At 39.8% G+C, this 23,184-nt stretch carries 21 protein-coding genes, 3 tRNA genes and 1 pseudogene; 10 read left to right on the top strand and 15 right to left on the bottom strand.

Annotation, left to right across the window (positions count from 1 at the left end; translation table 11 throughout):
- Positions 1 to 281: 281 nt before the first annotated feature.
- The 3 genes from AY606_RS10315 to AY606_RS10305 all read right to left on the bottom strand — a co-directional run bounded on the left by AY606_RS10315 (position 282) and on the right by AY606_RS10305 (position 3,747).
- A complete protein-coding gene (locus AY606_RS10315) occupies positions 282 to 1,250 on the bottom strand; it encodes a methyltransferase (RefSeq protein ID WP_067867932.1) in 969 nt (322 codons plus the stop codon).
- 333 nt (positions 1,251 to 1,583) lie between these two features.
- Positions 1,584 to 2,282 carry a pirin family protein gene (locus tag AY606_RS10310; protein ID WP_067867930.1) on the bottom strand — a complete coding sequence of 233 codons (699 nt, stop codon included), beginning with the start codon at positions 2,280 to 2,282 and terminating at the stop codon, positions 1,584 to 1,586.
- Positions 2,283 to 2,514: 232 nt separating this feature from the next.
- On the bottom strand, positions 2,515 to 3,747 hold the full coding sequence (locus AY606_RS10305; protein ID WP_067867927.1) for a L,D-transpeptidase family protein: 1,233 nt from the start codon (positions 3,745 to 3,747) through the stop codon (positions 2,515 to 2,517).
- Between the two features lie 203 nt (positions 3,748 to 3,950).
- Here AY606_RS10305 and hemE point away from each other — a divergent pair, with 203 nt between their 5' ends.
- The 5 genes from hemE to AY606_RS10280 all read left to right on the top strand — a co-directional run bounded on the left by hemE (position 3,951) and on the right by AY606_RS10280 (position 9,931).
- A complete protein-coding gene (hemE, locus tag AY606_RS10300) occupies positions 3,951 to 5,021 on the top strand; it encodes a uroporphyrinogen decarboxylase (protein ID WP_067867924.1) in 1,071 nt (356 codons plus the stop codon).
- Positions 5,022 to 5,059: 38 nt separating this feature from the next.
- On the top strand, positions 5,060 to 5,860 hold the full coding sequence (locus AY606_RS10295; protein ID WP_249409246.1) for a DUF817 family protein: 801 nt from the start codon (positions 5,060 to 5,062) through the stop codon (positions 5,858 to 5,860).
- 143 nt (positions 5,861 to 6,003) lie between these two features.
- Positions 6,004 to 6,474, top strand: a complete 471-nt coding sequence (locus AY606_RS10290) for a DUF3015 family protein (protein WP_067867917.1) — start codon at positions 6,004 to 6,006, stop codon at positions 6,472 to 6,474.
- 76 nt (positions 6,475 to 6,550) lie between these two features.
- Positions 6,551 to 8,437, top strand: a complete 1,887-nt coding sequence (locus AY606_RS10285; RefSeq protein ID WP_067867914.1) for an Lnb N-terminal periplasmic domain-containing protein — start codon at positions 6,551 to 6,553, stop codon at positions 8,435 to 8,437.
- A 132-nt stretch (positions 8,438 to 8,569) separates the two neighbouring features.
- Positions 8,570 to 9,931, top strand: coding sequence for a diguanylate cyclase (locus AY606_RS10280; protein ID WP_067867911.1), 1,362 nt, complete (start codon positions 8,570 to 8,572; stop codon positions 9,929 to 9,931).
- Positions 9,932 to 10,018: 87 nt separating this feature from the next.
- On the opposite strand, the gene AY606_RS10275 is transcribed toward AY606_RS10280, so the two are convergent.
- The 6 genes from AY606_RS10275 to AY606_RS10250 all read right to left on the bottom strand — a co-directional run bounded on the left by AY606_RS10275 (position 10,019) and on the right by AY606_RS10250 (position 14,287).
- Positions 10,019 to 10,378 (bottom strand): cupin domain-containing protein, encoded by a 360-nt coding sequence (locus tag AY606_RS10275; RefSeq protein WP_067867908.1) that lies wholly within the window; start codon positions 10,376 to 10,378, stop codon positions 10,019 to 10,021.
- A 96-nt stretch (positions 10,379 to 10,474) separates the two neighbouring features.
- Positions 10,475 to 11,023, bottom strand: a complete 549-nt coding sequence (gene folE / locus AY606_RS10270) for a GTP cyclohydrolase I FolE (RefSeq protein ID WP_171255394.1) — start codon at positions 11,021 to 11,023, stop codon at positions 10,475 to 10,477.
- 94 nt (positions 11,024 to 11,117) lie between these two features.
- Positions 11,118 to 11,804: a Smr/MutS family protein gene (locus AY606_RS10265; protein ID WP_067867903.1), complete on the bottom strand. Its 687-nt coding sequence runs from the start codon at positions 11,802 to 11,804 to the stop codon at positions 11,118 to 11,120.
- A gap of 15 nt (positions 11,805 to 11,819) precedes the next feature.
- Positions 11,820 to 12,626, bottom strand: a complete 807-nt coding sequence (gene trpC, locus AY606_RS10260; protein ID WP_067867898.1) for an indole-3-glycerol phosphate synthase TrpC — start codon at positions 12,624 to 12,626, stop codon at positions 11,820 to 11,822.
- Positions 12,627 to 12,647: 21 nt separating this feature from the next.
- Positions 12,648 to 13,694: an anthranilate phosphoribosyltransferase gene (gene trpD / locus AY606_RS10255; RefSeq protein ID WP_067867894.1), complete on the bottom strand. Its 1,047-nt coding sequence runs from the start codon at positions 13,692 to 13,694 to the stop codon at positions 12,648 to 12,650.
- Positions 13,695 to 13,702: 8 nt separating this feature from the next.
- On the bottom strand, positions 13,703 to 14,287 hold the full coding sequence (locus AY606_RS10250) for an anthranilate synthase component II (protein ID WP_067867892.1): 585 nt from the start codon (positions 14,285 to 14,287) through the stop codon (positions 13,703 to 13,705).
- 969 nt (positions 14,288 to 15,256) lie between these two features.
- On the opposite strand from AY606_RS10250, the gene glnA reads away from it, so the two are divergent.
- From glnA to ubiA, 4 genes and pseudogenes are all read left to right on the top strand, one after another.
- Positions 15,257 to 16,672 (top strand): type I glutamate--ammonia ligase, encoded by a 1,416-nt coding sequence (glnA, locus tag AY606_RS10245; RefSeq protein ID WP_171255390.1) that lies wholly within the window; start codon positions 15,257 to 15,259, stop codon positions 16,670 to 16,672.
- Between the two features lie 93 nt (positions 16,673 to 16,765).
- A pseudogene (locus AY606_RS10240) lies at positions 16,766 to 17,041 on the top strand (hypothetical protein).
- A 114-nt stretch (positions 17,042 to 17,155) separates the two neighbouring features.
- Entirely contained in the window at positions 17,156 to 17,656 is a 501-nt protein-coding gene (locus AY606_RS10235) for a chorismate--pyruvate lyase family protein (protein WP_067867886.1), read from the top strand.
- Between the two features lie 33 nt (positions 17,657 to 17,689).
- Positions 17,690 to 18,568 carry a 4-hydroxybenzoate octaprenyltransferase gene (ubiA, locus tag AY606_RS10230; RefSeq protein ID WP_067867883.1) on the top strand — a complete coding sequence of 293 codons (879 nt, stop codon included), beginning with the start codon at positions 17,690 to 17,692 and terminating at the stop codon, positions 18,566 to 18,568.
- A gap of 251 nt (positions 18,569 to 18,819) precedes the next feature.
- Here the strand turns inward: ubiA and AY606_RS10225 are convergent, their stop codons facing one another.
- From AY606_RS10225 to AY606_RS10200, 6 genes are all read right to left on the bottom strand, one after another.
- The gene (locus AY606_RS10225; protein WP_067867878.1) at positions 18,820 to 19,263 is read right to left on the bottom strand and encodes a DUF2726 domain-containing protein; all 444 of its coding nucleotides are present in this window, start codon (positions 19,261 to 19,263) and stop codon (positions 18,820 to 18,822) included.
- 56 nt (positions 19,264 to 19,319) lie between these two features.
- A tRNA-Asn gene (locus AY606_RS10220) sits at positions 19,320 to 19,395 on the bottom strand.
- 367 nt (positions 19,396 to 19,762) lie between these two features.
- A tRNA-Asn gene (locus AY606_RS10215) sits at positions 19,763 to 19,838 on the bottom strand.
- Positions 19,839 to 19,843: 5 nt separating this feature from the next.
- A tRNA-Asn gene (locus AY606_RS10210) sits at positions 19,844 to 19,919 on the bottom strand.
- Positions 19,920 to 20,076: 157 nt separating this feature from the next.
- Positions 20,077 to 20,703, bottom strand: coding sequence for a superoxide dismutase SodB (sodB, locus tag AY606_RS10205; RefSeq protein WP_067867875.1), 627 nt, complete (start codon positions 20,701 to 20,703; stop codon positions 20,077 to 20,079).
- Between the two features lie 152 nt (positions 20,704 to 20,855).
- Complete coding sequence (locus AY606_RS10200) at positions 20,856 to 21,614, bottom strand: Nif3-like dinuclear metal center hexameric protein (RefSeq protein WP_067867872.1); 759 nt, start codon at positions 21,612 to 21,614, stop codon at positions 20,856 to 20,858.
- Positions 21,615 to 21,785: 171 nt separating this feature from the next.
- Here AY606_RS10200 and AY606_RS10195 point away from each other — a divergent pair, with 171 nt between their 5' ends.
- Positions 21,786 to 22,967, top strand: a complete 1,182-nt coding sequence (locus AY606_RS10195) for a S1C family serine protease (RefSeq protein ID WP_067868403.1) — start codon at positions 21,786 to 21,788, stop codon at positions 22,965 to 22,967.
- Positions 22,968 to 23,184: the final 217 nt, after the last annotated feature.

Below are 23,184 nucleotides of genomic sequence, written 5' to 3'. Positions count from 1 at the left end.
AGCTCCGATGCATGCTCTACAACATCTATATGCTTATCTAAAATACCAGCAAATATATTCTAGCCAAAAGCCGACTAAAAATATGACGACTTTATTTTTGAAATTGTCGTAATTATTTAGTCGCAGATTATAAAAGCAAAAAAATATCAATTTAAGTTTATATTTTTAAATACCTTATTTTAGATAATTCCAGATTTAATGTGATTTATGTTAGGTTGATTCTGTTTAGATAAAATAGAACTCAATTAAAAATGGTATTCAGAATTTTACAGAAGCTGTATTCAGCTTTTCATTTCAAGCATGACCAAAACCAAAGCAATCCGTTCAATATGCTGATAAGCCGGTTGCTCTAATTCTTCTCCAAAAACATCGGGATCAATTTCTTCATAAGACCATTTTATATTTGAATAAGGAGTAAGCAGTTTTTTTAATTCTTCTAAAAATGGATTGCCATTTGGTCTTATTGCCACACCGGTATATAAAAATAAACAGCCGAGAGGATTAAGACGTTGCATACCTTGTTTTACAATATTGAATGATAATTCATTGCCATCTAGCATATTCCCACCATGACGATATTGGCGTTGATCTGCATCGATTAAATAAGGCGGATTGGCAAAAATAAGGTCAAACCGTCCTTCAATATTTGAAAATAAATTGCTGTAGACTGGGGTGATATTATTTAAATCTGCAAAACTTGCATTAATTTTGCTATATGACAATGCTTTCGGATTAAGATCTGCCACCATTATTTCATTAAAGTCTGGATAATGTTTTGCCATACTAATGGCAGCAGCAGAAGTACCGCAGCATAATTCCAGGCCTCGTTTGAATGGTTGAGGTTTATCGGACAAATACTGTTTTAAATGATAAACAAAGCGATAAGTATCTGGTCCAAAAAAAACTGCATTTTGTTGAACTGTTGGAAAACTGGAATGAATAAACAATTGATCTTCTAGTGAGGCTACTCGGACGTTACTGAACCAATAACCCTCTTGAAAATGAATAAGCTGATTTTCTTTTAAAATTGTAAAAAGGCTAGATTCCAGGTCAGTTTCTGCAAAGGCTAAATTCCAGCCAAATATATCGCGAAGAGTTATATCTTTTATGTTCTTGTTTCGGTCAAGAATACGCTGATGTGAAAGAGGCGTTATCGCCGTAAAGTGATAGTCTTTTTGTTTTAAATAATTCAATAAAAAAAGCAAGGCCTGATGTTGAGCGGTTTCTACATTATTCAAAATTTGGTTCATATGAATTTTCTCTTCTAATTATTTAAAAACTATTTCAGTACTATAGAGGTTATTCAATCATTTAGAGTCCTATGACTTGAATTAGACATACATTAAATTCAGGCTGTATCGAGCTATTTAAAAATAGATTAGATTAATATTCGCTTAATAGGCGGTTTTTTAAGTAAAAATATGAGGGAAATTGGTTTAATTTATATTTAACATATGGAGAGAGAAGCGAGAAAATATAAGGATCCTTATAAAGGTGATTTTTTAATTTTATTATTATGTTTGCTCATGCCGAGATGACTACTTGATTATCATCATCTCGGATCGGAATTTATAAAAATAGCTTTAATCTTGCACTTCAGGCAAATCAAACCAGATCACTTGAGCATCCTTCAAAGCTTCAATTTGACTGGCTTCTAAAAATGCAATTGCACTACCAGCTTCAACTTTATGTTCAGCAATTTGTACACTACCTGAAATGACATGCACATAATTGATATGCTGAGTGGCTTCAACAGGCAAACGTTGACCTTGTTGAATCACCGCCGTTTTAACTTCAGCTTGTTGACGAATATGCATGGCCGCATTATCGTGTGGTCCAGCAATTAAGTGCCACTGATTTGGTTGCTCATGCGGATTACACTGAATTTGCTGATAATTGGGTTCTGCATCTTGTACATCCGGGTGAATCCAGATTTGCAACATATGCACAGGAGTGTCGCCATTGTTCATTTCGCTATGTTGAACTCCTGTCCCTGCGCTCATGAGTTGCCATTCACCCGCAGTAATATGACGTTCATTCCCCATACTGTCTTTATGCGAAATTGTACCATCCAATACACAGGTTAAGATTTCCATATTTTCATGGGGATGGGTGCCAAAACCATTATGAGCAGCAATGGTGTCATCATTAATCACGCGAAGCACACTGACCCCCATGTATTTGGGGTTATACCAGCTACCAAAAGAAAAACTATGCTTGGTGTCTAACCAACCCGCCTGAACATGACCTCGATTTTCAGCATGATGTAAAAAAGCATTCATCTTTGATGCTCCTTATTATTTGAAATTAGAATGATAATACCGTGCTATAAAAGTGATAAAAATAGTATAAAAGCAACAGATCATTCTATATATGCAACGGTTATTTTTTCTTGTTAATATTTATAATATGTAGAATAGATCACATTATGGGTAATTCTAAGATAAATAGCATTTTATTTTTTGTAAAAAAAAGCCCACATAAATGCAGGCTTTGGAATGATCAATATTTTGATTATTCTAGGAATTTAACAGTTACGCCAGATTTCACTTTTTTACCTAAGTCATTGGCATCCCAGTTGGTTAAACGGATACAACCATGCGATGCAGTTTTAGAAATTGCAGACGGGTTGGGTGTACCGTGAATACCAAATGATTTTTTACTTAAACCAATCCAGATATTTCCAACAGGACCATTTGGACCCGGTGGTAGAGAAAGCGGTTTAGTATTCTTACCTTGCACAAAGTTACTTGGTGAGTAGCTATACCAAGGATTTGGTGCTACGCCAGTCACTTTATAAGTACCTGTCGGAGAAGGAGTATCTGAACTACCAATAGTGGCAGGGAATGAACCAATCATCTGGTTACGACTGTTAAATAAGTACAGTTGTTTTGCACCTTTATGCGCAACGATCAGATGAATATCTTCAGGCACTTCGTTGCGGATATTGGCAACAATGATTTTCTCACCGGCTTTTTTGAAGGTTGCTTTAGGATTTAACTTTTTCAAAAAGTCTTCATCCATATGGAACTTTTCACCTAACATTTCAGTTACACGGGTGTAATACAAGCCTTTCATTTTTGCCTGTAATGCATAATCGTGTGGAATAGATGCGGCATAAGGGCCTTTCAAGTCAGCATCGCTAAGGGTGTATTCAATAAAGGCAGGTTTAGAACCTTGTTTAGCAACTAAAGCATCCCATGTTTCCTTGGTCAAAGTTCCTGTAGGTTTAAGACCGCTGATTTGCTGAAAAGATGCAATTGCTTTGAGGGTATTTTTACCACTTGAACCATCAATCGCGCCTGGTGAAGCATGGGCATTATTTAACATGACATGAGCGCGTGCATAAACCGGGAACTGGCCCTTACCAATATTTTCATACCATTCAGCTTGATTCAGACCATCCAGTGTCCATGATGCTTTAGCTGCAGCACTGGTATTAGTTGTCGTGCTGGGTGTTTTTGTTGTTGGTGCAGTACCGATTGCAGCAGTTTCATCTTCAGTTTGTTTAAGATCTTCTAAGGTTTTCGAAGCCTTATTCAAGTCTTGCTGTTCTTGTTGTGTAATATGGGTTTCAGTGCTTTGAGCGCTTGATGCCGCCTCGGTTGCAAGAGGGTCAATCGGATCCTGAACCGCAGTATCAGCAATCTTTTTGGGATTTAAAGGCTGTTCAGCAGTAGATGCAGCAAACGTTGTACCCGCAAAAATGCAACTTAAACTCATAGCGAGCAATGTGCGAACGAACATGGAATTCAACCTTAAAAATTATTCATTAACAATTTGATAAAACTACACAAGTATTGCAGAAAAAATGAGGAGATGCAGTATTTGTTTTGTGTAAAAATTATTTTACATTTCCCATGATTACTTTTTAGATGCGAGAGAAGTTACTAAATTTTCGGGCTTTTTGGTATGATGGCTCGAAGATTAAAAATGAGATGGGAAAGTAAATGACGACTCTAAAAAACGATCGTTTTCTACGTGCTTTGCTGCGTGAACCAGTAGATAGCACACCAGTTTGGATGATGCGTCAAGCAGGGCGTTATTTGCCTGAATACCGCGCAACACGTGCCAAAGCGGGTGATTTTCTTTCCTTGTGTAAAAATAATGATTTTGCATGTGAAGTTACTTTGCAACCTTTGCGCCGTTATGACTTGGACGCAGCCATTCTGTTTTCAGATATTTTAACTGTGCCGGATGCTTTGGGGCTAGGTCTGTATTTTGAAGCGGGTGAAGGGCCGAAGTTCCATAAAACCATTCGTACCGAACAGGATGTGGCGAATTTACCCAACTTTAATGCCAAATCTGATCTAGATTATGTGATGAATGCTGTAACCACCATTCGTTCTGCATTAGGCGGTCAAGTGCCATTGATTGGTTTTTCCGGCAGTCCTTGGACGCTTGCGACCTATATGATTGAAGGTGGATCAAGTAAGGATTTTCGTTACACCAAACAGATGATGTATGCCCAACCGGAAGTGTTACATGCCTTGCTTGATCGCTTGGCCATTGCCGTAATTGATTATTTAAATGCGCAAATTGATGCCGGTGCACAAGCTGTGCAGATTTTTGACAGCTGGGGTGGAGCGTTGGCTCATCGTGAATATATCGAATTTTCATTGAACTACATGCAGAAAATTGTTGCAGGTTTAAAACGTGAAAATGAAGGTCGTAAAGTGCCGGTGATTTTATTTACTAAAGGTGGCGGCCAATGGATTGAGCCAATGTTAGCAACCGGTGCCGATGCCTTAGGTTTGGATTGGACTACACCATTGAATGTGGCACGTCAAACTGTCAATGGCCGTGCTGCTTTGCAAGGAAATCTGGATCCGGCTACTTTGTATGGCACACCGGCATCTATTGAAAAAGCCACCAAAGCCATGCTGGATGATGCTTATGCAGGTGGTGAAAAAACCGGTTATATCGCCAACTTAGGTCATGGTATTACCCAATGGGTTGATCCTGCAAATCCTAAAGTATTTATTGATACGGTGCATGAATATAGCGCTAAATATCTTTAAGTATATGTGAGTAAACTCATTTTTAGGATTCAACCTTGATCAGTCTTGTTAAATCATGTTTTGAGTTCTCATTTAAGGCAGCTTCGGCTGCCTTATTTGGGATTTTACTCCTCATTGCTTTTGTAATTACCGCATCTATGGGAAGCCAAGAGTTTTACGGCTTTTTTCGTTATGACTATTTGTTATTTTATGCCTTAATTATTCAAGTGTGCTTGCTCTATTTAAAGCTGGAATCATGGTCGGAAGTCAAAGTCATTGCCTTGTTTCATCTTATGGCGATGGTCATGGAAGTTTTCCTGACTCATCCGCACATTGCTTCATGGCAGTATCCACAACCTGCAATATTCAAAATTTTGACCGTACCTTTATTTGCTGGATTTATGTATTCAGCAGTAGGCAGTTTTTTTGTCCGCTCATTAAGGCTGTATCAGGTATCGTTCGAAAAGCTTCCTAGTTTTCTTAACATGATGGCCTTGGCAGGATTTTCGTATATTAATTTCATGAGCAAGTTTTTCGTACCAGATATTCGCTATTTGCTATTTGCATGGAGCATCATCATTTTCTGGAAAACCAAAATTCGCTTTCAGTTGCAACAGCATAAAATCCAGCTTCCTATGTTACCCGTGCTGATGATTTTGGCGTTTATTATCTGGATTGCAGAAAATATCAGTACCTTTTATAAAATCTGGCTCTATCCCAGTCAGGTCGATGCCTGGCATATGGTCGGTTGGGGCAAGTTGGGTTCCTGGTATCTACTGTTAATGCTCAGTCTGGTACTGGTGCTGAAAATTTTAGGCACGCGTCATGCCGAAGGTAACTGGACACTTAAATCCCATTAGAACAGCAAGTCTTTATTTTTAGCTAAAGCATACATTTTTTCCATTGCACCGCACTTGACTTACCGCTAATCTCATAAGTGTGTAATTTAAATTACATGACTAGAGTAATAACAAGATTGCATGAGAATAATTGGAGAATAAGCATGTTGAAAAAAATAATGCTGGCCGCGGTAATGGTCACAGGTTCAGGTATGACTATGGCCGATAATGATGTCGGTTGTGGTATAGGTAGTCAGGTATGGGAAGGTCAGTCCGGCATCATTCCTAAACTTCTGGCAGGAACAACCAACGTTCTTTTCACTAACCAATGGATCGGGATTACTTTCGGTACTTTAGGATGTAGTCAAGGCGGAAGAGTTACCGCTCAGGTGGTCACTTTTACCAATGAAAATTCCGAAACTCTCGCACGTGATATGTCGGTAGGTGAAGGCGAAAGCCTGAATGTGCTGGCTGAATTGCTCAATATTAAAGCTGAAGATAAAGCCCGTTTCTTTGCGGTATCCAAGCAGAATTTTTCTGAAATTTATTCAGCTAAAAATCAGGATACTCTTCAAGTATTAACCTCTCTACAAACGGTTATGGCGAAGGATGATGTATTAAAATCCTACATCTAAGCCGTTGACTGAAAACCCTGTCACCCTGACAGGGTTTTCTTATAAATATAAGAATTGCAGAGAATAAGATTACTGAATGAAATATGCCTTTTTACTGCTTGGTTTGACCTGCGTCCATTTAAGTCATGCAGCCGAAATAAAACCGGAAATCCAAACCTATCTAGATCTGGCTGAGAGCAAACAGCTGAATCAGGCCCGGACTTGGCAACGCCTTATGTATGCGAATGCACAGGGTAAAAGCGAGGTTAATTATGCAGGCTATTTTTTGGCCGAGCAGGGCTCAACCGATCTTAACAAGGAAATGCAGCAGAATATACAGGCTTTATTTACGGTAGCAGAACCCAATCAGTCGATACGCTGTAAATTTCCGGCACGCAGTCACTGGCTGATGCAGCAACTGAATATCTCTGAACAGCAATTACCGGCGGTGAGCTGTCCCGAATTTGACCAGTGGATTGGTCAGGTTAAACCTTATAAAGCGACTTTAATCTATGCCACAGATTTCATGGGTAATCCCAGCTCCATGTTTGGCCATACCTTATTGCGTCTGGATCCGAAAGATCAGCAGCAGTTAAACCTGATTTCCTATGCGGTCAACTATGCGGCCACAGTAAACAGTAATGACAACTGGTCTTTTGCTTGGAAAGGCCTGACTGGACAATACCCAGGTGAATATTCCCTGATGCCTTATTATCGTAAGGTTAAAGAATATGGTGACTTTGAAAGTCGTGATTTATGGGAATATGAGCTAAATTTAAATCCGCAAGAAACGCAATTTCTGGTTCAACATCTGTGGGAAATGCAGAAGGTCAGTTTCCCGTATTATTTTATCAGTGACAACTGTGCTTACCGCTTGCTCGGGCTTTTTGACCTGGCACGTCCCGAGCTAAATCTTCAAGCGCAGTTCAATTCAGCTGCTATTCCCATAGAAACCCTGAAAGTTGTCGAACAGCAAGGTCTGATCAAGGAAAAAATGTATCGACCTGCGTTAGAAACACAATTGTTGGCACAAGCGAGACAGCACGGCACAACTTTGGCGAAAACTGCCCATCAGGTGGCATACGCAAATACAGACACACAGTCTTTAACGCTACAGAAGTTTTCGGGGCAGGATCAGGCTAAAATTCTGGAGATGGCCTATGACCATTTATATCTGGATTTTCTGAGACAAAAAGTCGATAAATCTTTTGCCCAGTCTCGTTTCCGTCAGTTACTGGGTTTAAGAAGTCAGCTTGATATAGAAAAGCAGCGAAAGTCGCCGCTGCGTCCAAAAACGGATCCGACCCAGAGTCATAACGCACGTCATATTTCAATTCAGGCCGGTGAAGTGCAGGGTGAAAAATTTATCGAGCTTGGACACAGGCAGGCCTATCATGACCTGATAGATCCCCAGAGCGGTTTTCGTACCGGTACACAGCTTTTATTTTTAAACACTGCAATACAGTACCGTGAAGATGAGCTGAAATTTGAGCAAATGGATCTGATGACAGTCAATTCCTACAATCCTGTTTCACCCTTTAAAATGCCTTTGTCTTGGGGCTTTAATTTAGGTTGGCAGCAAGAAGCGTTAGAGCAGGGTGGCAAGTTTAGTGAACATGAGCAGCATGGAGTTGCCAATTTAAAAGTACAAATGGGCTATAGCTATGCCGATCAGGCACGTGAGCACTTATGTTATGCGCAGCTGCAAAATCATATTCAAGCCGGCAAGGCATTGGATGAAGGTTGGCGTGTGGCTATGGGTCCAACCCTAGGCTGTCAGAATATTTGGTCGGATAAAATTAATTCTTTAATTCAAGTGGAATTGCCGTATTGGGAAGATTCACACCAGTGGCAGTTGAAATTCAATACCCAATGGCAATATTTGTTGAACCAGCAAAATGCGATTCGACTGGGTTGGGAATATCAACAACAGAATGGAAAAGACTGGAATAAGGTCAGCTTAGGATATATAAACTTTTTTTAAGATCAGATTCTGTTCGTCCTCTCATTATTTAGATAGAACTTAAAATAGATCACGCAGTAATTTTTTTGAAAATTTGTTATATTTATAAACTAATTATCTCCCTTTCAATTTTAAAGCTGTTGGATCAATTGTATGAATACAGAGAGTATTGCCATGCTGGCGGAGCAATGGAAATCGATTTGTGCTGGTTATTCTACAACTGATTTAAATGATACTTTTCAATTTGTTCAAGCGCATTCACTTGCTTTGGTGGATGAGTTCTATAAAAATATTATGCGAGAAAAAGAAGCATCCTATTTTCTTTCGGATAATCTTGTTCAAAACCGTTTAAAAGCGACTTTGAACCAATGGCTGGTCGATTGTTTTAATGTACCATTTCAGCAGAACTTCGAAGAAATTTCAAAGAAACAGCTGGTGGTGGGAACAGTTCATGCACGTATCGGGATTCCTTCCTGGCTGATCATGCGTGGTGTGCGGGAGATTGAAAATAAAGTATTTAATCTGCAATCCTGTAAAGTACAGCAAAATAGTCTCGTTATTATCAATTATATTATTCAGGTACTGGGTTTTGCGTCTGAAATCATGTGCCGTTCTTATGAAGTGAATATAGAAAAAAGTAATGATATCAAGCATACCTACCGTTTATTTTCAGCAATGCAAGATGTAGCCGTACAAAAAGATAAGCAACGTAGCTCATTACTGGACTGGGAAAATGAGCTGATGTTTAAAGTTTTTTCAGACAAGGTCGATTTTAAGCATCCTTTATTATCGAAATCTGAGTTTGGTTTATGGTTTATTCATAAAGCAGCCTATGCATTTACAGGTTCAGAGCAAGTCGATGTCATCATTGAGCGAATTTATGAGATTGACCAGTTAAATGAAAATGTTTTAGCGTGTGTGGAAAAAGATAAAACCATTGAATTGATCCAACATATACGAGAGAAAAGTAGAGAAATCCAGCATTTGGTCGATCAGATTTTTCAGGTGGCTGAATATATTGATTCAGGAAATGATTCTTTAACTCAGCTGCTCAATCGCCGCTATTTAAATACTATTATTTCCCGCGAGATTAATTTTTCTCGAAAAAATAATGTGCCATTGTCCTTGCTGGCAATTGATGCCGATTACTTTAAACGAATTAATGACAAATACGGTCATGCAGCCGGTGATTTGGCGTTACAGTTTATTGGTGAAGTGTTGCTGGAGTCGGTGAGGGGCAGTGATTATGCATTCCGAGCGGGTGGGGAAGAATTTTTGTTGCTTCTGGTAGATAGTGATTTAACCCGAGCGCAGGAAATTGCGGAAAATATCCGCACACGTGTTCAGAAAACGCCTATTCGTACCGCTGCGGGCAGTAGTTTTAATTTTACCGTCAGTATCGGTTGTTCACTTTACGATGGACATCCCGATTATCAACGTTTCCTGGATGCTGCAGATTCAGCGCTTTATGCTGCAAAAAATAATGGGCGCAATAATGTTTATTTGGGTAAATAGCGTTAAGCGTGGAACATCATTTTGACTGTATACAGGGTGAACAAAGTGCTCGGTATAATCTAGATAATCTAGGGGTAAAAACAGCTTTTAGGCTTCCACCACGACAAAATATTTTTTAACCGCTGCAAGCACTTCAAATTTACCCGTAAAACCGGGCGGGATAATACCCGCTTCACCTGCTTTAATTTCGACAAAACTTTGTGTTTTGGCATCATGTAAGCGTACCAGACCTTCAATCACCTGAAAGAATTCCTGTTTGTTGGCAGCAAATTGAATCTTCCATGCCCCCACTTCACAATTCCAGATGCCACAGTTCATATTGGGATGCGTATATAAGCTTTGGGTTATTCGTTTAGGCTTGCCTGCAACCAGACGCTCAGGACGAGGATAGTCAATGGTTGCCTGAGTCTGAGTCAAACCGTGACCTGCTAACCAAATAGATGACATGACTTATCCTTAAAGTTAAGAGTTGCGTAAACGAAACATATAAAAGTTTTCATAAAAAAGCCCCGGTTCGTCGGGGCTTTTTTGCATCTTTCAAACTTAGTAATTTTCAGGTAAAGCACTTAAAAACTCACGACGTTCTTCTTTATTGGTTTTAAAATCTCCAATAAAAGAAACCGTACGTGTAGTGGATTCCTGTTTTCCTACACCGCGCATCATCATACACATATGTGCAGAATCAATCATTACGGCAACACCGCGTGCTTGAGTGACTTCAGCCACCGCTTCAGCAATTTGCTGAGTCAGGTTTTCCTGAATTTGCAAACGACGCGCAAACATTTCAGTAATGCGGGCAAATTTAGATAAACCTAAAACATTCCCTTCAGGTAAATAAGCAATATGCACACGACCGTAAAAAGGAAATAAATGGTGTTCGCATAAAGAATAGAATTCAATATTTTTGACTAGAACCATTTCACGGTTGTCAGAAGGGAAGACTGCACTATTGGTCACTTCTTCTAAAGTTTTGCTATATCCAGACGTTAAATACGAAAAAGCTTTAGCAGCGCGCATTGGCGTATCTTTAAGACCAGGACGATTAAGATCTTCACCAACTGCAGTTAAAATGTTGGCGTAGGATTGCTGCATAGACATAAGACGTGTTCACTTACACTGATATCGAACAAGGACGGCATTGTAGCAGAAAACCGCTACAATGCCCTGTTTTGGGGAAAAATTCCGCTTACTGTTTAAATTTAGGGTTTTTTTCTGCGCGTTTTAATAAAACCAAAACGGCACCCGTGCCACCTTGTTTTTCAGGTGCACTGACAAATGCTAACACATCACGGTGTTGACGAAGCCAGCCATTGACATAGGTTTTTAAAATGGCTTCTGGCCCTTTGCCATGCACAATCTTAATGACATTCTGATTTTCATCTTTGGCCATTTGAATAATCTGTAACACCGCAGATCGCGCATCTTCAACTGTACAACCATGCAGATCTACCGCTTCAAACCAGCGCAGATTACCGGCTTTTAAATCTTCAAAAACTTTATGCTGTAAAGTGCCAATGCGATAGCTTAATGTGGCCTGACTGGCAACAGGGTTCAGCATGGCTTGGGTGTCTGAAAGCTCTGCATTGTCTATTTGCATTGGCCCCGTGGCTGAAGCACGTTTGGCTAAGGTTTGTGCATCCATTTTTTTCTTTTTGTTCTTTTCAACCGGCGCAATATTACTGGTGTCCATTTTTTTGACACCTTGCATCGATTTTTGGAACAAATCGAAATCATCTTCCTGTTCTTGCTGGGCCTGAGCTTTAGGCTCAGGTTGTTGAGCAAGAGCAGTTGAATGCGGATTAGTAATTTGCTTTTTAAAAGATTTCAGTAAATTGTACTGATCTTTCGAAAGCGAAGAATCATGTTTACTCATAATCTTAATTATTCATTAAACAGTTTCAGGCTGACCAAATAATGCGGTAAATGCATGATCTGGACGAGGCTGTTTCATAAAACTTTCACCCACAAGGAAGGCATGAATATCATGTTCTTGCATCATGTGGACATCATTTGGTGTGGCTATACCACTTTCAGTCACCAGTAAACGTGAGGGCTCAAGCAATTTCTTCAAACGCAGAGATGTATTTAAGTCGACATCAAAGGATTTTAAATTACGGTTATTCACGCCTAACAGACAACGCTCTGAAAGTCTCAGTGCACGCTCAAGCTCAGCTTCATCATGCACTTCAACCAGGACATCTAAATTATGTTCAAAGGCGGTTTTAGACATTTCTTCCAGTTGCTGGTTAGACAGACAAGCCACAATCAGAAGAATACAGTCTGCATGCAGGGCACGTGCTTCAATTACACCATAAGGATCAATCAGGAAATCCTTACGTAAAGCAGGAAGGGTACAATGTGAACGAGCAATGGCAATATTTTCGTCCGCACCTTGGAAAAAGTCCACATCAGTCAGTACTGACAAACAGGCTGCCCCGGCTTGCTCATATTGCTGGGCAATTTCAGCCGGATTGAAATTTTCGCGAATCACGCCTTTAGACGGTGATGCTTTTTTAATTTCAGCAATTACACCGGGACGTTTACCAAGCAAAGATTTTGCGAAACCACGTACCGGCGTTGCTGTCTGCGCCAGTTCTTCCACATCCTTTAAGCTATGTTGCTTTAAACGTGCAGCAAATTCTATCTGCTTGCGGTCAACAATTTTACCTAAAATGGTATTTGAGATATCTAACATGACAATATTTCCTTTATAGACTTAAGCTTCATATTCTTTGAGGGTTTTGGTGAATTCAGACAAAACGCTCATTTTTTCTAAAGCTTGTCCACCGTAAATAATGTCATGTGCAAGGGCCACACCTTGTTTGTAGCTGGTGGTTAAGCCCGATACATAGATGCCTGCACCTGCATTGAGTGCAATCATATTGGCCGCTTTTTCACCCTTTGCCGATTTTTTCTTGCCTAAAGCATCTTTAATTAAAGCCAGACTTTCAGCTGAATCTTCCACAATTAAACCGGTCAAAGTTTGGGATTCAATATCGACATCTTCAGGGCTAATCATCCATTCGGTGATTTCACCATCTTTCAGTTCAGCGACATAAGTTGAAGATGCCAGACTGATTTCATCCAAACCGTCTTTGGAATGCACCACCATGACATGTTCAGCACCCAATTGTTTCATGACTTCGGCAATCGGGCGGCACAGTTCATTGGAGAATACGCCCAGTACAAAACGTTGTACGCCAGCCGGATTGGTCAGTGGGCCAAGCAAGTTGAAAATACTGCGAATACCCAGTTCTTGTCGTGGACCCACAGCATATTTCATGGCTTTGTGATGATTCGGTGCAAATAAAAAGCCGACACCCATTTCACGGATACAACGTTCAGTTTGCTGCATATTCAGGTTCAGGTTAATACCTGCTTTTTCAAGCAAGTCCGATGAACCTGATTTTGAAGATACGCCTCGATTACCGTGCTTGGCAATGGTTGCACCGGCAGCAGCAATCACAAAACTGGATGCCGTAGAGACATTAAACAGGTTTTGACCATCACCGCCAGTACCGACAATATCGACCAGATGGGGAATATCACTGACATCGATTTTAATCGCAAATTCACGCATTACACGAGCGGCTGCAGTAATTTCATCAATACTTTCGCCTTTCAAGCGTAAGCCCATCATCAGCGCACCGATTTGAGCATCGGTTGCTTCACCGGACATGATGCTGCGCATCACATCTTCCATTTGCGGCTGAGTCAGGTGAATCTGTTTGGTAATGTTATTTAAAGCTTGTTGAATATTCATGGTGTTCACTATGCATAAATTTCTAAAAAGTTTTGGAAGATTTGATGACCATGCTGGCTCAAAATTGATTCAGGGTGAAACTGCACGCCTTCAACGGCCAATGTCTTATGTTTTACACCCATGATTTCTTCCATGCTGCCATCGGCTTCATTGGTCCAGCAGGTTACTTCTAAACAATCTGGCACAGTCGCCTGATCAATCACCAGTGAATGATAGCGCGTTGCCGAAAATGGAGAAGGCAGATTGCTGAAGATGCCTTTATTGCTGTGATACATATCGGACAAACGACCGTGCATGACGTTTTTTGCGCGAATAATATCGCCACCAAAAGCTTGACCAATGGCCTGATGACCCAAACACACACCAAGCAATGGAATTTTGCCGGCAAAGTGCTGAATCGCGGGAATTGAAATGCCTGCTTCACTTGGCGAGCAAGGACCAGGACCAATCACTAAATACTGAGGTTGCCATCGCTGGATATCTTCCAATGTCACGGCATCATTACGGACTACTTTTACGTCTTGATTTAACTCGCCAAAATATTGGACGATGTTGTAGGTAAAAGAGTCATAATTGTCGATCATTAAAAGCATGAGCTAACCTATTGAAAATTACGCACTTAAATGTGCTCGAATAGTCCAGGAATACTCGCATGATTGCTATTTGTTAGTAGCTCGCCTGAGATAAATGAGGCTAATAAAAACAAGTCAAAAATGGAGTGCGAATAATCATAGCAAAAAATAAGCATTTTCTGCTGAACTATTTCTATGATAATGATTTTAGAGGAATCACCGCATGAGAATAAGCGGATTTATTTGCATTTTATCTTGAATGAAATTCATCGATGTTTAGTTCAACTATTGAATCCACTTTTGAATAAAATGCAGGCTTTTTAAGATTTGAAATCAATGAATAAATATATAAAATTAAATTTGAGTAATAGACTTACTATAAGTAAGTTTTATTTGTATTAAAATTGATAAATTCTAGCTATGTTTCATATGCATAAAGGGATATAAATAGAAGGAAATAATATCTCACCTTTATCACCAAAATGGCGCACAGCATTTGTTTGTGCAATGAATAAAAAAAATTACGGGTTAAACCAGATTAAATGTAAAATTCTTGAAAAAATAATCAGATAATTTGATTATAAATTGAAATTTACCGGAGTGGTTTAGATTTAACAGTTGATATATTCAACAATAAAATCATCAACATGGTTGAAAAATAACTTTTAAGTATTTATTTTAATCTCAAGCGATGAATATTAAGCCAAATAGAGATAAAAAACGATTCTTTACAACTTTTAAAAATAAATTCGCACCATTTTAGTACACTGAAAGTAGCTTTTTAAGCAAAAGTAATGAAGTGTGTTTGAATATGGTGCATTTACATTTGCACACAGTATAATAGCCTCAAACGAAAGTATCTAAATCTTCTATTCTGATAAAGAATTCAATATTTTATCTTTGTTTTTAAAAGTTGGTATGAGAATTGCTTAATAAATGCCAACTACTAACACGCACTTAGCAGGTGCAACAAAAAATCATCGGAGCACAATGAGCATGGCGAACAAGGTCCTTCAACTCATCCAAGAAAGTGGCGCAAAATGGGTCGATTTTCGCTTTACTGATACTAAGGGTAAAGAGCAACACGTAACTTACCCAGCAGATACGATTGACGAAGATACATTTGAAGACGGTAAAATGTTTGATGGTTCTTCAATCGAAGGTTGGAAAGGCATCGAAGCATCTGACATGATTTTACGTCCAGATGCTGAAACATGCTTCCTTGACCCGTTCTTTGCTGAAGCAACAGTTGTTGTTACCTGTGACGTGATCGAGCCCTCAACTGGTCAAGGTTACGACCGTGACCCACGTTCAATTGCTCGCCGTGCAGAAGAGTATTTAAAATCTACGGGTATCGGTGATACTGCATTCTTTGGTCCAGAACCAGAATTCTTCGTTTTTGACGAAGTGAAATGGGAAATCGATATGTCTGGCGCGCGCCATACATTAATCGCTGAAGAAGCTGCATGGTCAACCAACAAAGACTATGAAGGTGGTAACTCTGGTCACCGTCCACGTGTTAAAGGCGGTTACTTCCCAGTTCCTCCTGTGGATTCTTCACATGATATGCGTGCAGAAATGTGTGCAAAAATCGAAGACATCATGGGCCCTGGTCGTGTAGAAGTACATCACCACGAAGTTGCATCTTGCCAGTTAGAAATTGGTGTGAGCTTCAATACCATGGTGCGTAAAGCAGACGAAGTTCAACAGTTCAAATATGCAGTTTGGAATGTTGCGCACCAATACGCTAAAACAGCAACCTTTATGCCTAAACCAATGGTTGGCGATAACGGTTCTGGTATGCACGTTCACATATCTATCGCTAAAGATGGCAAGAACCTGTTTGCTGGTGATGAATATGCAGGCTTGTCAGAAATGGCATTGTACTTCATTGGCGGTGTGATCAAGCATGCGCGTTCATTGAATGCAATCACTAACCCTTCTACTAACTCGTACAAGCGTTTAGTGCCACATTATGAAGCTCCGATTATGCTTGCTTACTCAGCACGTAACCGTTCTGCTTCTATCCGTATTCCTTACGTTTCTAGTCCGAAAGGCAAACGTATTGAAGCACGTTTCCCAGATCCAATGATGAACCCGTACTTAGGTTTCGCGGCATTGTTAATGGCTGGCCTTGACGGTATCCAAAACAAGATTCACCCAGGTGAAGCTGCTGACAAAAACTTGTATGATCTTCCTCCTGAAGAAGAAGCGAAAATTCCTACAGTTGCACATAGCTTAGATATGGCACTTGAAGCACTTCAAGCGGATCATGAATACCTGTTGAAAGGTGGCGTGTTCACTAAAGATATGCTTGATGCCTATATCGAAGTTAAAACTGAAGAAGTTCGCCGTTTAAATACGACAACTCACCCAGTTGAGTTTGACATGTACTACAGCTTGTAATTCTTAACGGAATTTCAGTGTAAAAAAACCCGCTCTAGTAGCGGGTTTTTTTGTATCATCACTATTATGAACCACGACTCAGCCTTTAAATTTATGGCACAACGTAAAAAACACACCAGCTTTTATCCATGGATTGATCCTAAAGATCATGAGCAAGGTTTTAAAATGAATTTTTCTGCCGTGACGTATCTAGAAGTAGGGCGTACCGTGGAAGGTTATAAGTAGGCAGAATTTGTGGGATTAAAAAATCCAGAGTTGGCGCTGGATTATGCCTATCCGCAAAGTTTTTATTTGAGTGCTGAAGGGATGATTTTAATCAAGACAGCGCAGGGCAAATTTGAAGTGATTGCCAAGACGGATAATTGTTAAGCGCATTTGATTGGATAGGATGGGGGAAGAGGAATGGCTGGGTTAATACTGGCTATTGCTCACATGATGTATATATGAGATTAAAATTAATCAACCTAAACGAGCAGAGAACTTATGCAAAACAAGCGAGCATGTAAACGCCAGGATAAACAGATTCCTGCTGGATTACGTGAATGGCTGTATGCATCGGGTTCACTCACGCAGCAGCTGACAGATCTGGCGGATGGACGATTTAAAGTACAGCCTATTCAAGAGCATTTTTTGCGTTTAAGTTTTGCAGACAGCCAATGGATGAACATGCCGCATCAGCATACCTCGTGGGTGCGTGAAAGTTATTTATATGGCTGTGAAGTCCAGCCTTGGGTGAAAGCAAAAAGTATCTTTCCAATTTTAAGTCTGCAATCTCGTGCACGTATCTTTCAGCATATTGGCAAAAAGCCGATTGGCTGGTTCTTGTTTCAGCGAACCAATCCACATTGTGAACGTCGTGTGATTTTGCTGGAAGAAGGCTGGACGCGGCAAAGTTGCTATACTTGGCATGGTTGTAAATTTATTGTTCAAGAGACTTTCTTGCCTGCATTTGAACAGTTTATTCAGCAAAATACTTCACAATAAAATATTGAACAGAAATCTGGTTAAGGGACAGTCATGGCTACTGCACAGCAAATTACAGCGCGTGAGCGTTTAGCAGCGTATTACTATTTATGTCGTTTTGATAAGCCAATTGGTACAGAGCTGGTGTTTTGGCCGACCATGTGGGCATTGTGGATTGCAGGAAAAGGCATCCCTGACTTAAAAATACTGTTGTTGATGATCTTGGGTGTGATTTTTATGCGGGCAGCAGGTTGTGCCATAAACGACTTTGCTGACCGTAAAGTTGATGGCGCTGTTGCCCGAACCAAAGACCGGCCTTTAGCGACCGGAGTCATTAAGCCAATAGAAGCCATCGGGGTGTTTATAATTCTCGTTGCGGCAAGTGCTTGCTTGTTGTTTTTTTTACCCGTAGAAAGCTTTTACTGGTCATTTGGTGCGTTGATATTGGCCTTTATATATCCTTTTATGAAACGCTATACCAACTTGCCTCAGGTTTTTTTAGGGGCGGCATTTTCATGGTCTATTCCGATGGCATATACCGCGGTCGGGCAGACACCTGATCTGACCTGTTGGCTTTTATACTTTGGTAACTTGGCTTGGACAGTAGCTTATGATACGCAATATGCCATTACTGACCGCGAATATGATTTAAAAATTGGGGTGAAATCAACTGCGATTTTATTCGGAAAATATGACATCGAAATCATTTCGCTATTACAGGCAGCAAGTGTGTTGCTGATCGGTGCGGTTTTGTATCGTGAAGCTTTACTGGTGCCTTTTGGATTAATGGCTTTGCTTATTGTTATGGCTGATTTTATTTATCAGTGGACAAAAACCAAGGACAGAAATCCGCAACTCTGCTTTTGGGCATTCCGTCATAACCGTTGGGTGGGACTGATTATTTTTGTCGGGATCTTTATTGCATTGCTTTAATGCTAAGTTGATTTGAAAGCTGAGTTTTATCAAAAGCCTCTATTCTATAATTGAGTAGAGGCTTTTTTATGCTTGATTAAGATGTCAGGGTAACCAAACAACTTGCGATAAAAAGAAAGTCTTAGATTTGAGTCACACGGCATTGTGCAAATGATTTCGTATTCTATTCATCCTGTCGACTAACATTGATGCTGATGACATTAGGGCTAGTAGTCTGGCGATATAGAGAAATAGTCTTGCTAAAGGGTGGGTTAAAGAATGTCTTTATGCAATTGTCGGACATTTGGAATCTCGGTGTAACGTAATACACGATAACCCGCTTCATGCAGCATGTGGTCACGAAATTTATCCTCTTCAACTTTGTATAGATGCGTTGGGTCATCTAGCTCAATAATCACTAAAACTTGTAGCGATTCATTAAGTAAAACGAAGTCGGTGACTTTGCGATTGAACTGGTTACGAATTTTAAGATTATGACTGGTAATGAGTGCACTAAAGGCAACTTGTGCCAAAACATGATATTGCGGGAAAGCTTCTTTTAAACGAACGTACATTCTGCATTCATAAGGGGTAATGACGCGTTTCGGATAAAACTTTTTTTTGCTTTTGAAGTATTGCTGACCATATAGAATGATCAATGCAAGACTGGCAATAATACCAATAACAAGAAAGGTGGATGAACTAGAATTAAACACGATATGAATCTACAGATAAGAAAAAACCCACTCAAGTAGAGTGGGTTTTTAGAATTTGGCTCTCCAACCTGGGCTCGAACCAGGGACCTGCGGATTAACAGTCCGTCGCTCTACCGACTGAGCTATTGGAGAATCTGGTACGCATTCTATGTATCTAAGTTGAAGGGGTCAAGGGCTTAGGCTTAAAAAAATCAGGAAAATGAACTGAATGTATTAAAAACAAACTTATTGCTGATTATTTAAGTGATTTTATTAAGTTTATATAATGTTCTTTGTTTTGTAAGGGCTGTGCTTTACGATATTCGTTGATCAATTACATCAGCTCGGCTTGGGCGGACTCAGCTTGTTGCGTTTATGGGATTTATTAAAATATTCTTATTTGTATGAACATGATTAAATTTTAATAAGCGAAAAAAATAGATAGGAAATAATCTAAGATTTAAATAAAAATTAGTGAATAAAAAAAGCCCACTGCATCATGAGTGGGCTTTTTAGAATCTGGCTCTTCCACCTGGGCTCGAACCAGGGACCTGCGGATTAACAGTCCGTCGCTCTACCAACTGAGCTATGGAAGAATAGATGGCTCTCCAACCTGGGCTCGAACCAGGGACCTGCGGATTAACAGTCCGTCGCTCTACCGACTGAGCTATTGGAGAATCTGATGCGCATTTTAGGGATGAAAAGCTAAGTCGTCAACACGTAAATATAAACAAATGAATCATTTGCCTTATAATTATGCAGATATACCCCAAAAATAAAAAAACCACCCATAAAGGGCGGTTTTTTGTGCCTAAATAAAATTTATTTTAAATCTTATTTTTCAACACCAGCTTCTTGGCCAGCATATTTAGCATTTGCGTAATCCCAGTTTACCAAGCTTTCTAGGAAAGTTTTGATGTAAACAGGACGTGCATTACGGTAGTCGATGTAATAAGCATGTTCCCAAACGTCAATTGTCAACACAGCCACTTTACCGTGAGCAAGTGGAGTATCAGCATTTGCAGTTTTAAGAATAGAAAGGTTGCCATTTACTTCGTCAGCAACCAACCAAGCCCAACCTGAACCGAATTGAGTTGTTGCAGCAGCAGCAAATTCTTCAGCAAATTTTTCATAAGAGCCGAAAGCTTCATCAATTTTAGCAGCTAAAGTGCCAGTCGCTTTACCACCACCGTTTTTAGCCATACAGTTCCAGTAGAATGTATGGTTCCAAACTTGAGCAGCGTTGTTAAATACGCCAACTTTAGCAGCATCACCCGCAGATGCTTTGATGATTTCTTCTAAAGTTTTACCTTCAAGCTCAGTACCTTTAATTAAGTTGTTAAGGTTAACAACATAGGTATTGTGGTGTTTGTCATGATGGTATTCTAAAGTTTCTTTGCTAATGTGTGGAGCAAGATCTTCATAACCGTATGGAAGTGCCGGTAAAGTAATCGTTGTCATTTTTCAATTCCTTGCGTTTTGCTGGGTTTTGACATTAAGTGCCCTTATTGTAATAGATTCTTGACCTGAATTGCGCATTGCTTATAAATAACAATACACAATAAAGCCTGAATTTATACGTTTAAAGAAAATGTCAATCCGTCAAATTTGAATTAAATCGGATTGTTTAATTCAAGGTAACTATACTCAATATCGAACTGTTCTGAAATAGCTTTTGCCAGACGTTGTACACCATAACGTTCGGTTGCATGATGCCCGCAAGCGTAATAATGCACGTTCAATTCTTTGGCTTCATAAAAAGTACGTTCACTGACTTCACCTGAAATATAAGCATCACAATTTTGTTCAGCCGCTTTGCCAATAAAATCTTGTGCTCCACCGCTACAGAAACCGATTTTCTGGATTGATGTTTTATCAGCAGCAAGATGGATGGCATTAAAATCTAAACGCTGCGACACATATAACTTAAACTCTGCAGCAGACACGGGTTGTTTTAAATAACCAATATTGCCAATCGGGTTGCGTTCGCTTGGATCTAAAGCTTCAATATTTTCTAATGCTAAAAGATCCGCAATCGCTGCATTGTTACCTAAAGTAGGGTGACTATCTAAAGGTAAGTGATAAGCGGCCAATGAAATATCATGTTGAATTAAACTTTTTATGCGTTTGCCGCGCATGCCGGTAATCGGGTAGGGTTCGCCTTTCCAAAAATAGCCGTGATGGACCAGCAGCAAATCGGCCCCTTGTTTAATCGCGGCTTCAATTGCATCTTGTGATGCAGTCACTGCACACAAGATTTTATTAACATCGGATTTACCTTCAATTTGCAGACCATTGGGTGCATAGTCTTTAAATTCATGTGATTTCAGGGTTTGGTTACACCACTGAATAATCTCGTCGAGCTTTGCCATAAATTTCTCAAAAGCCTAAATATTTAACATCATCAAAACATATTTTGAATTGTAACTAAAGCATCACAAAACTCTTGCACTATTTTTATGTTTCCTGCTGTATTTCATTTTACAATGGCACATAAATTACTTAGTCATCAACGAATTAAAATATTATTAGAGGAAAGTAACGTGCGCCGCACATTTATATGGTTACCTTGGGTTTTACTCATTTTGGTCACGCTCGGTTTTCTTGCATGGCAGCAATACCAGCAGCCTAAAGCACCTGTTGCGGCTGATGGCGTAAAAATGCCGGTAGAAAAAGTAGAGTCGTTAGTCACTACCACACGAACAGGCGCTATTGATTCTTATAATGCTGCGGTTAAAGTGGCTGCGCCTGCAGTGGTGAATATTTTTACCACCCAGAAAGTGAATCAAGCTGAACATCCTTTGTTAAATGATCCTGCATTTCGTGAATTTTTTGGTGATCAAGCACCGGATCAATTCGGTCAGGAACAAAATGAAAATAGCCTCGGCTCGGGGGTTATTGTGCGTTCTGACGGTTATATCTTGACCAACAACCATGTGGTTGCGCAGGCTGATCAAATTGTGGTTGGGTTAAATGATGGGCGTCGCGCTGTAGCAAAAATTATTGGCACAGATCCCGATTCTGATCTTGCCGTAATCAAGATTGAATTAGACAAGCTTCCGGTTTTACCGTTTAAACTGAGTGGCAATGAAGTGGGTGATGTAGTCCTTGCCATTGGTAATCCATTTGGTGTGGGGCAAACCGTGACTCAAGGGATTATTTCTGCTACCAATCGCTCAGATTTGGGCATCAATACCTATGAAGACTTCATTCAGACAGATGCTGCGATTAACCCAGGTAACTCGGGTGGTGCGCTGATTGATGTGGCGGGTAATTTGATTGGTGTGAACACAGCTATTTTCTCTCAATCGGGCGGTTCACTGGGTATTGGTTTTGCCATTCCTGCGAAAGTTTGTCAGCAAATCCTGAATTCAATTTTGAAAGATGGTCGTGTGGTTCGTGGTTGGTTGGGAATCAGCTTGATGCCAGTGCAACAGGATAATATTCTTGAACCTAAGCACACAGGTGTTGTGGTTGCAGATGTACTTCCTCAAGGCCCAGCAGCTAAAGCGGGAATTAAAAAAGGCGACAAGATTATCCAAGTGAATGGCGAACCGATCAATTCAGCATCTCACCTGATTAATTATGTTGCATTGCAAGCTCCAAATAGCACGATTAAAGTTGAAGTCGTGCGAGGTGAGAAACCCTTAACCGTGGATGTAGTGGTGGCTGAACGTAAAGCACAGAATAATAATTCACAATATATTCCTTTGCCTCAGCAATAAAGAATGTATAGCCATCCAATTTTGAGATGGAATAAAGAAAGAAAAAGCGCATTTCGATGCGCTTTTTCTTTTGTTGCTAATTTATTGCTTACTCATTAGATAACTTTTATAAATCAAAAAATGTTTAAGAGTCCGTTGATGAAATCAGAATGCTTTAGTTTATTAATTCAGTTTTTATGCCTTTGCGTAGAGTATGTTTCTTTTTTTTTAAAGGTCT

It is taken from the genome of Acinetobacter sp. SFB, assembly GCF_001647545.1.
GTDB lineage: Bacteria > Pseudomonadota > Gammaproteobacteria > Pseudomonadales > Moraxellaceae > Acinetobacter.
Note: the sequence above shows the minus strand (reverse complement) of the source record. Positions and strands in the feature narration are given on the sequence as shown.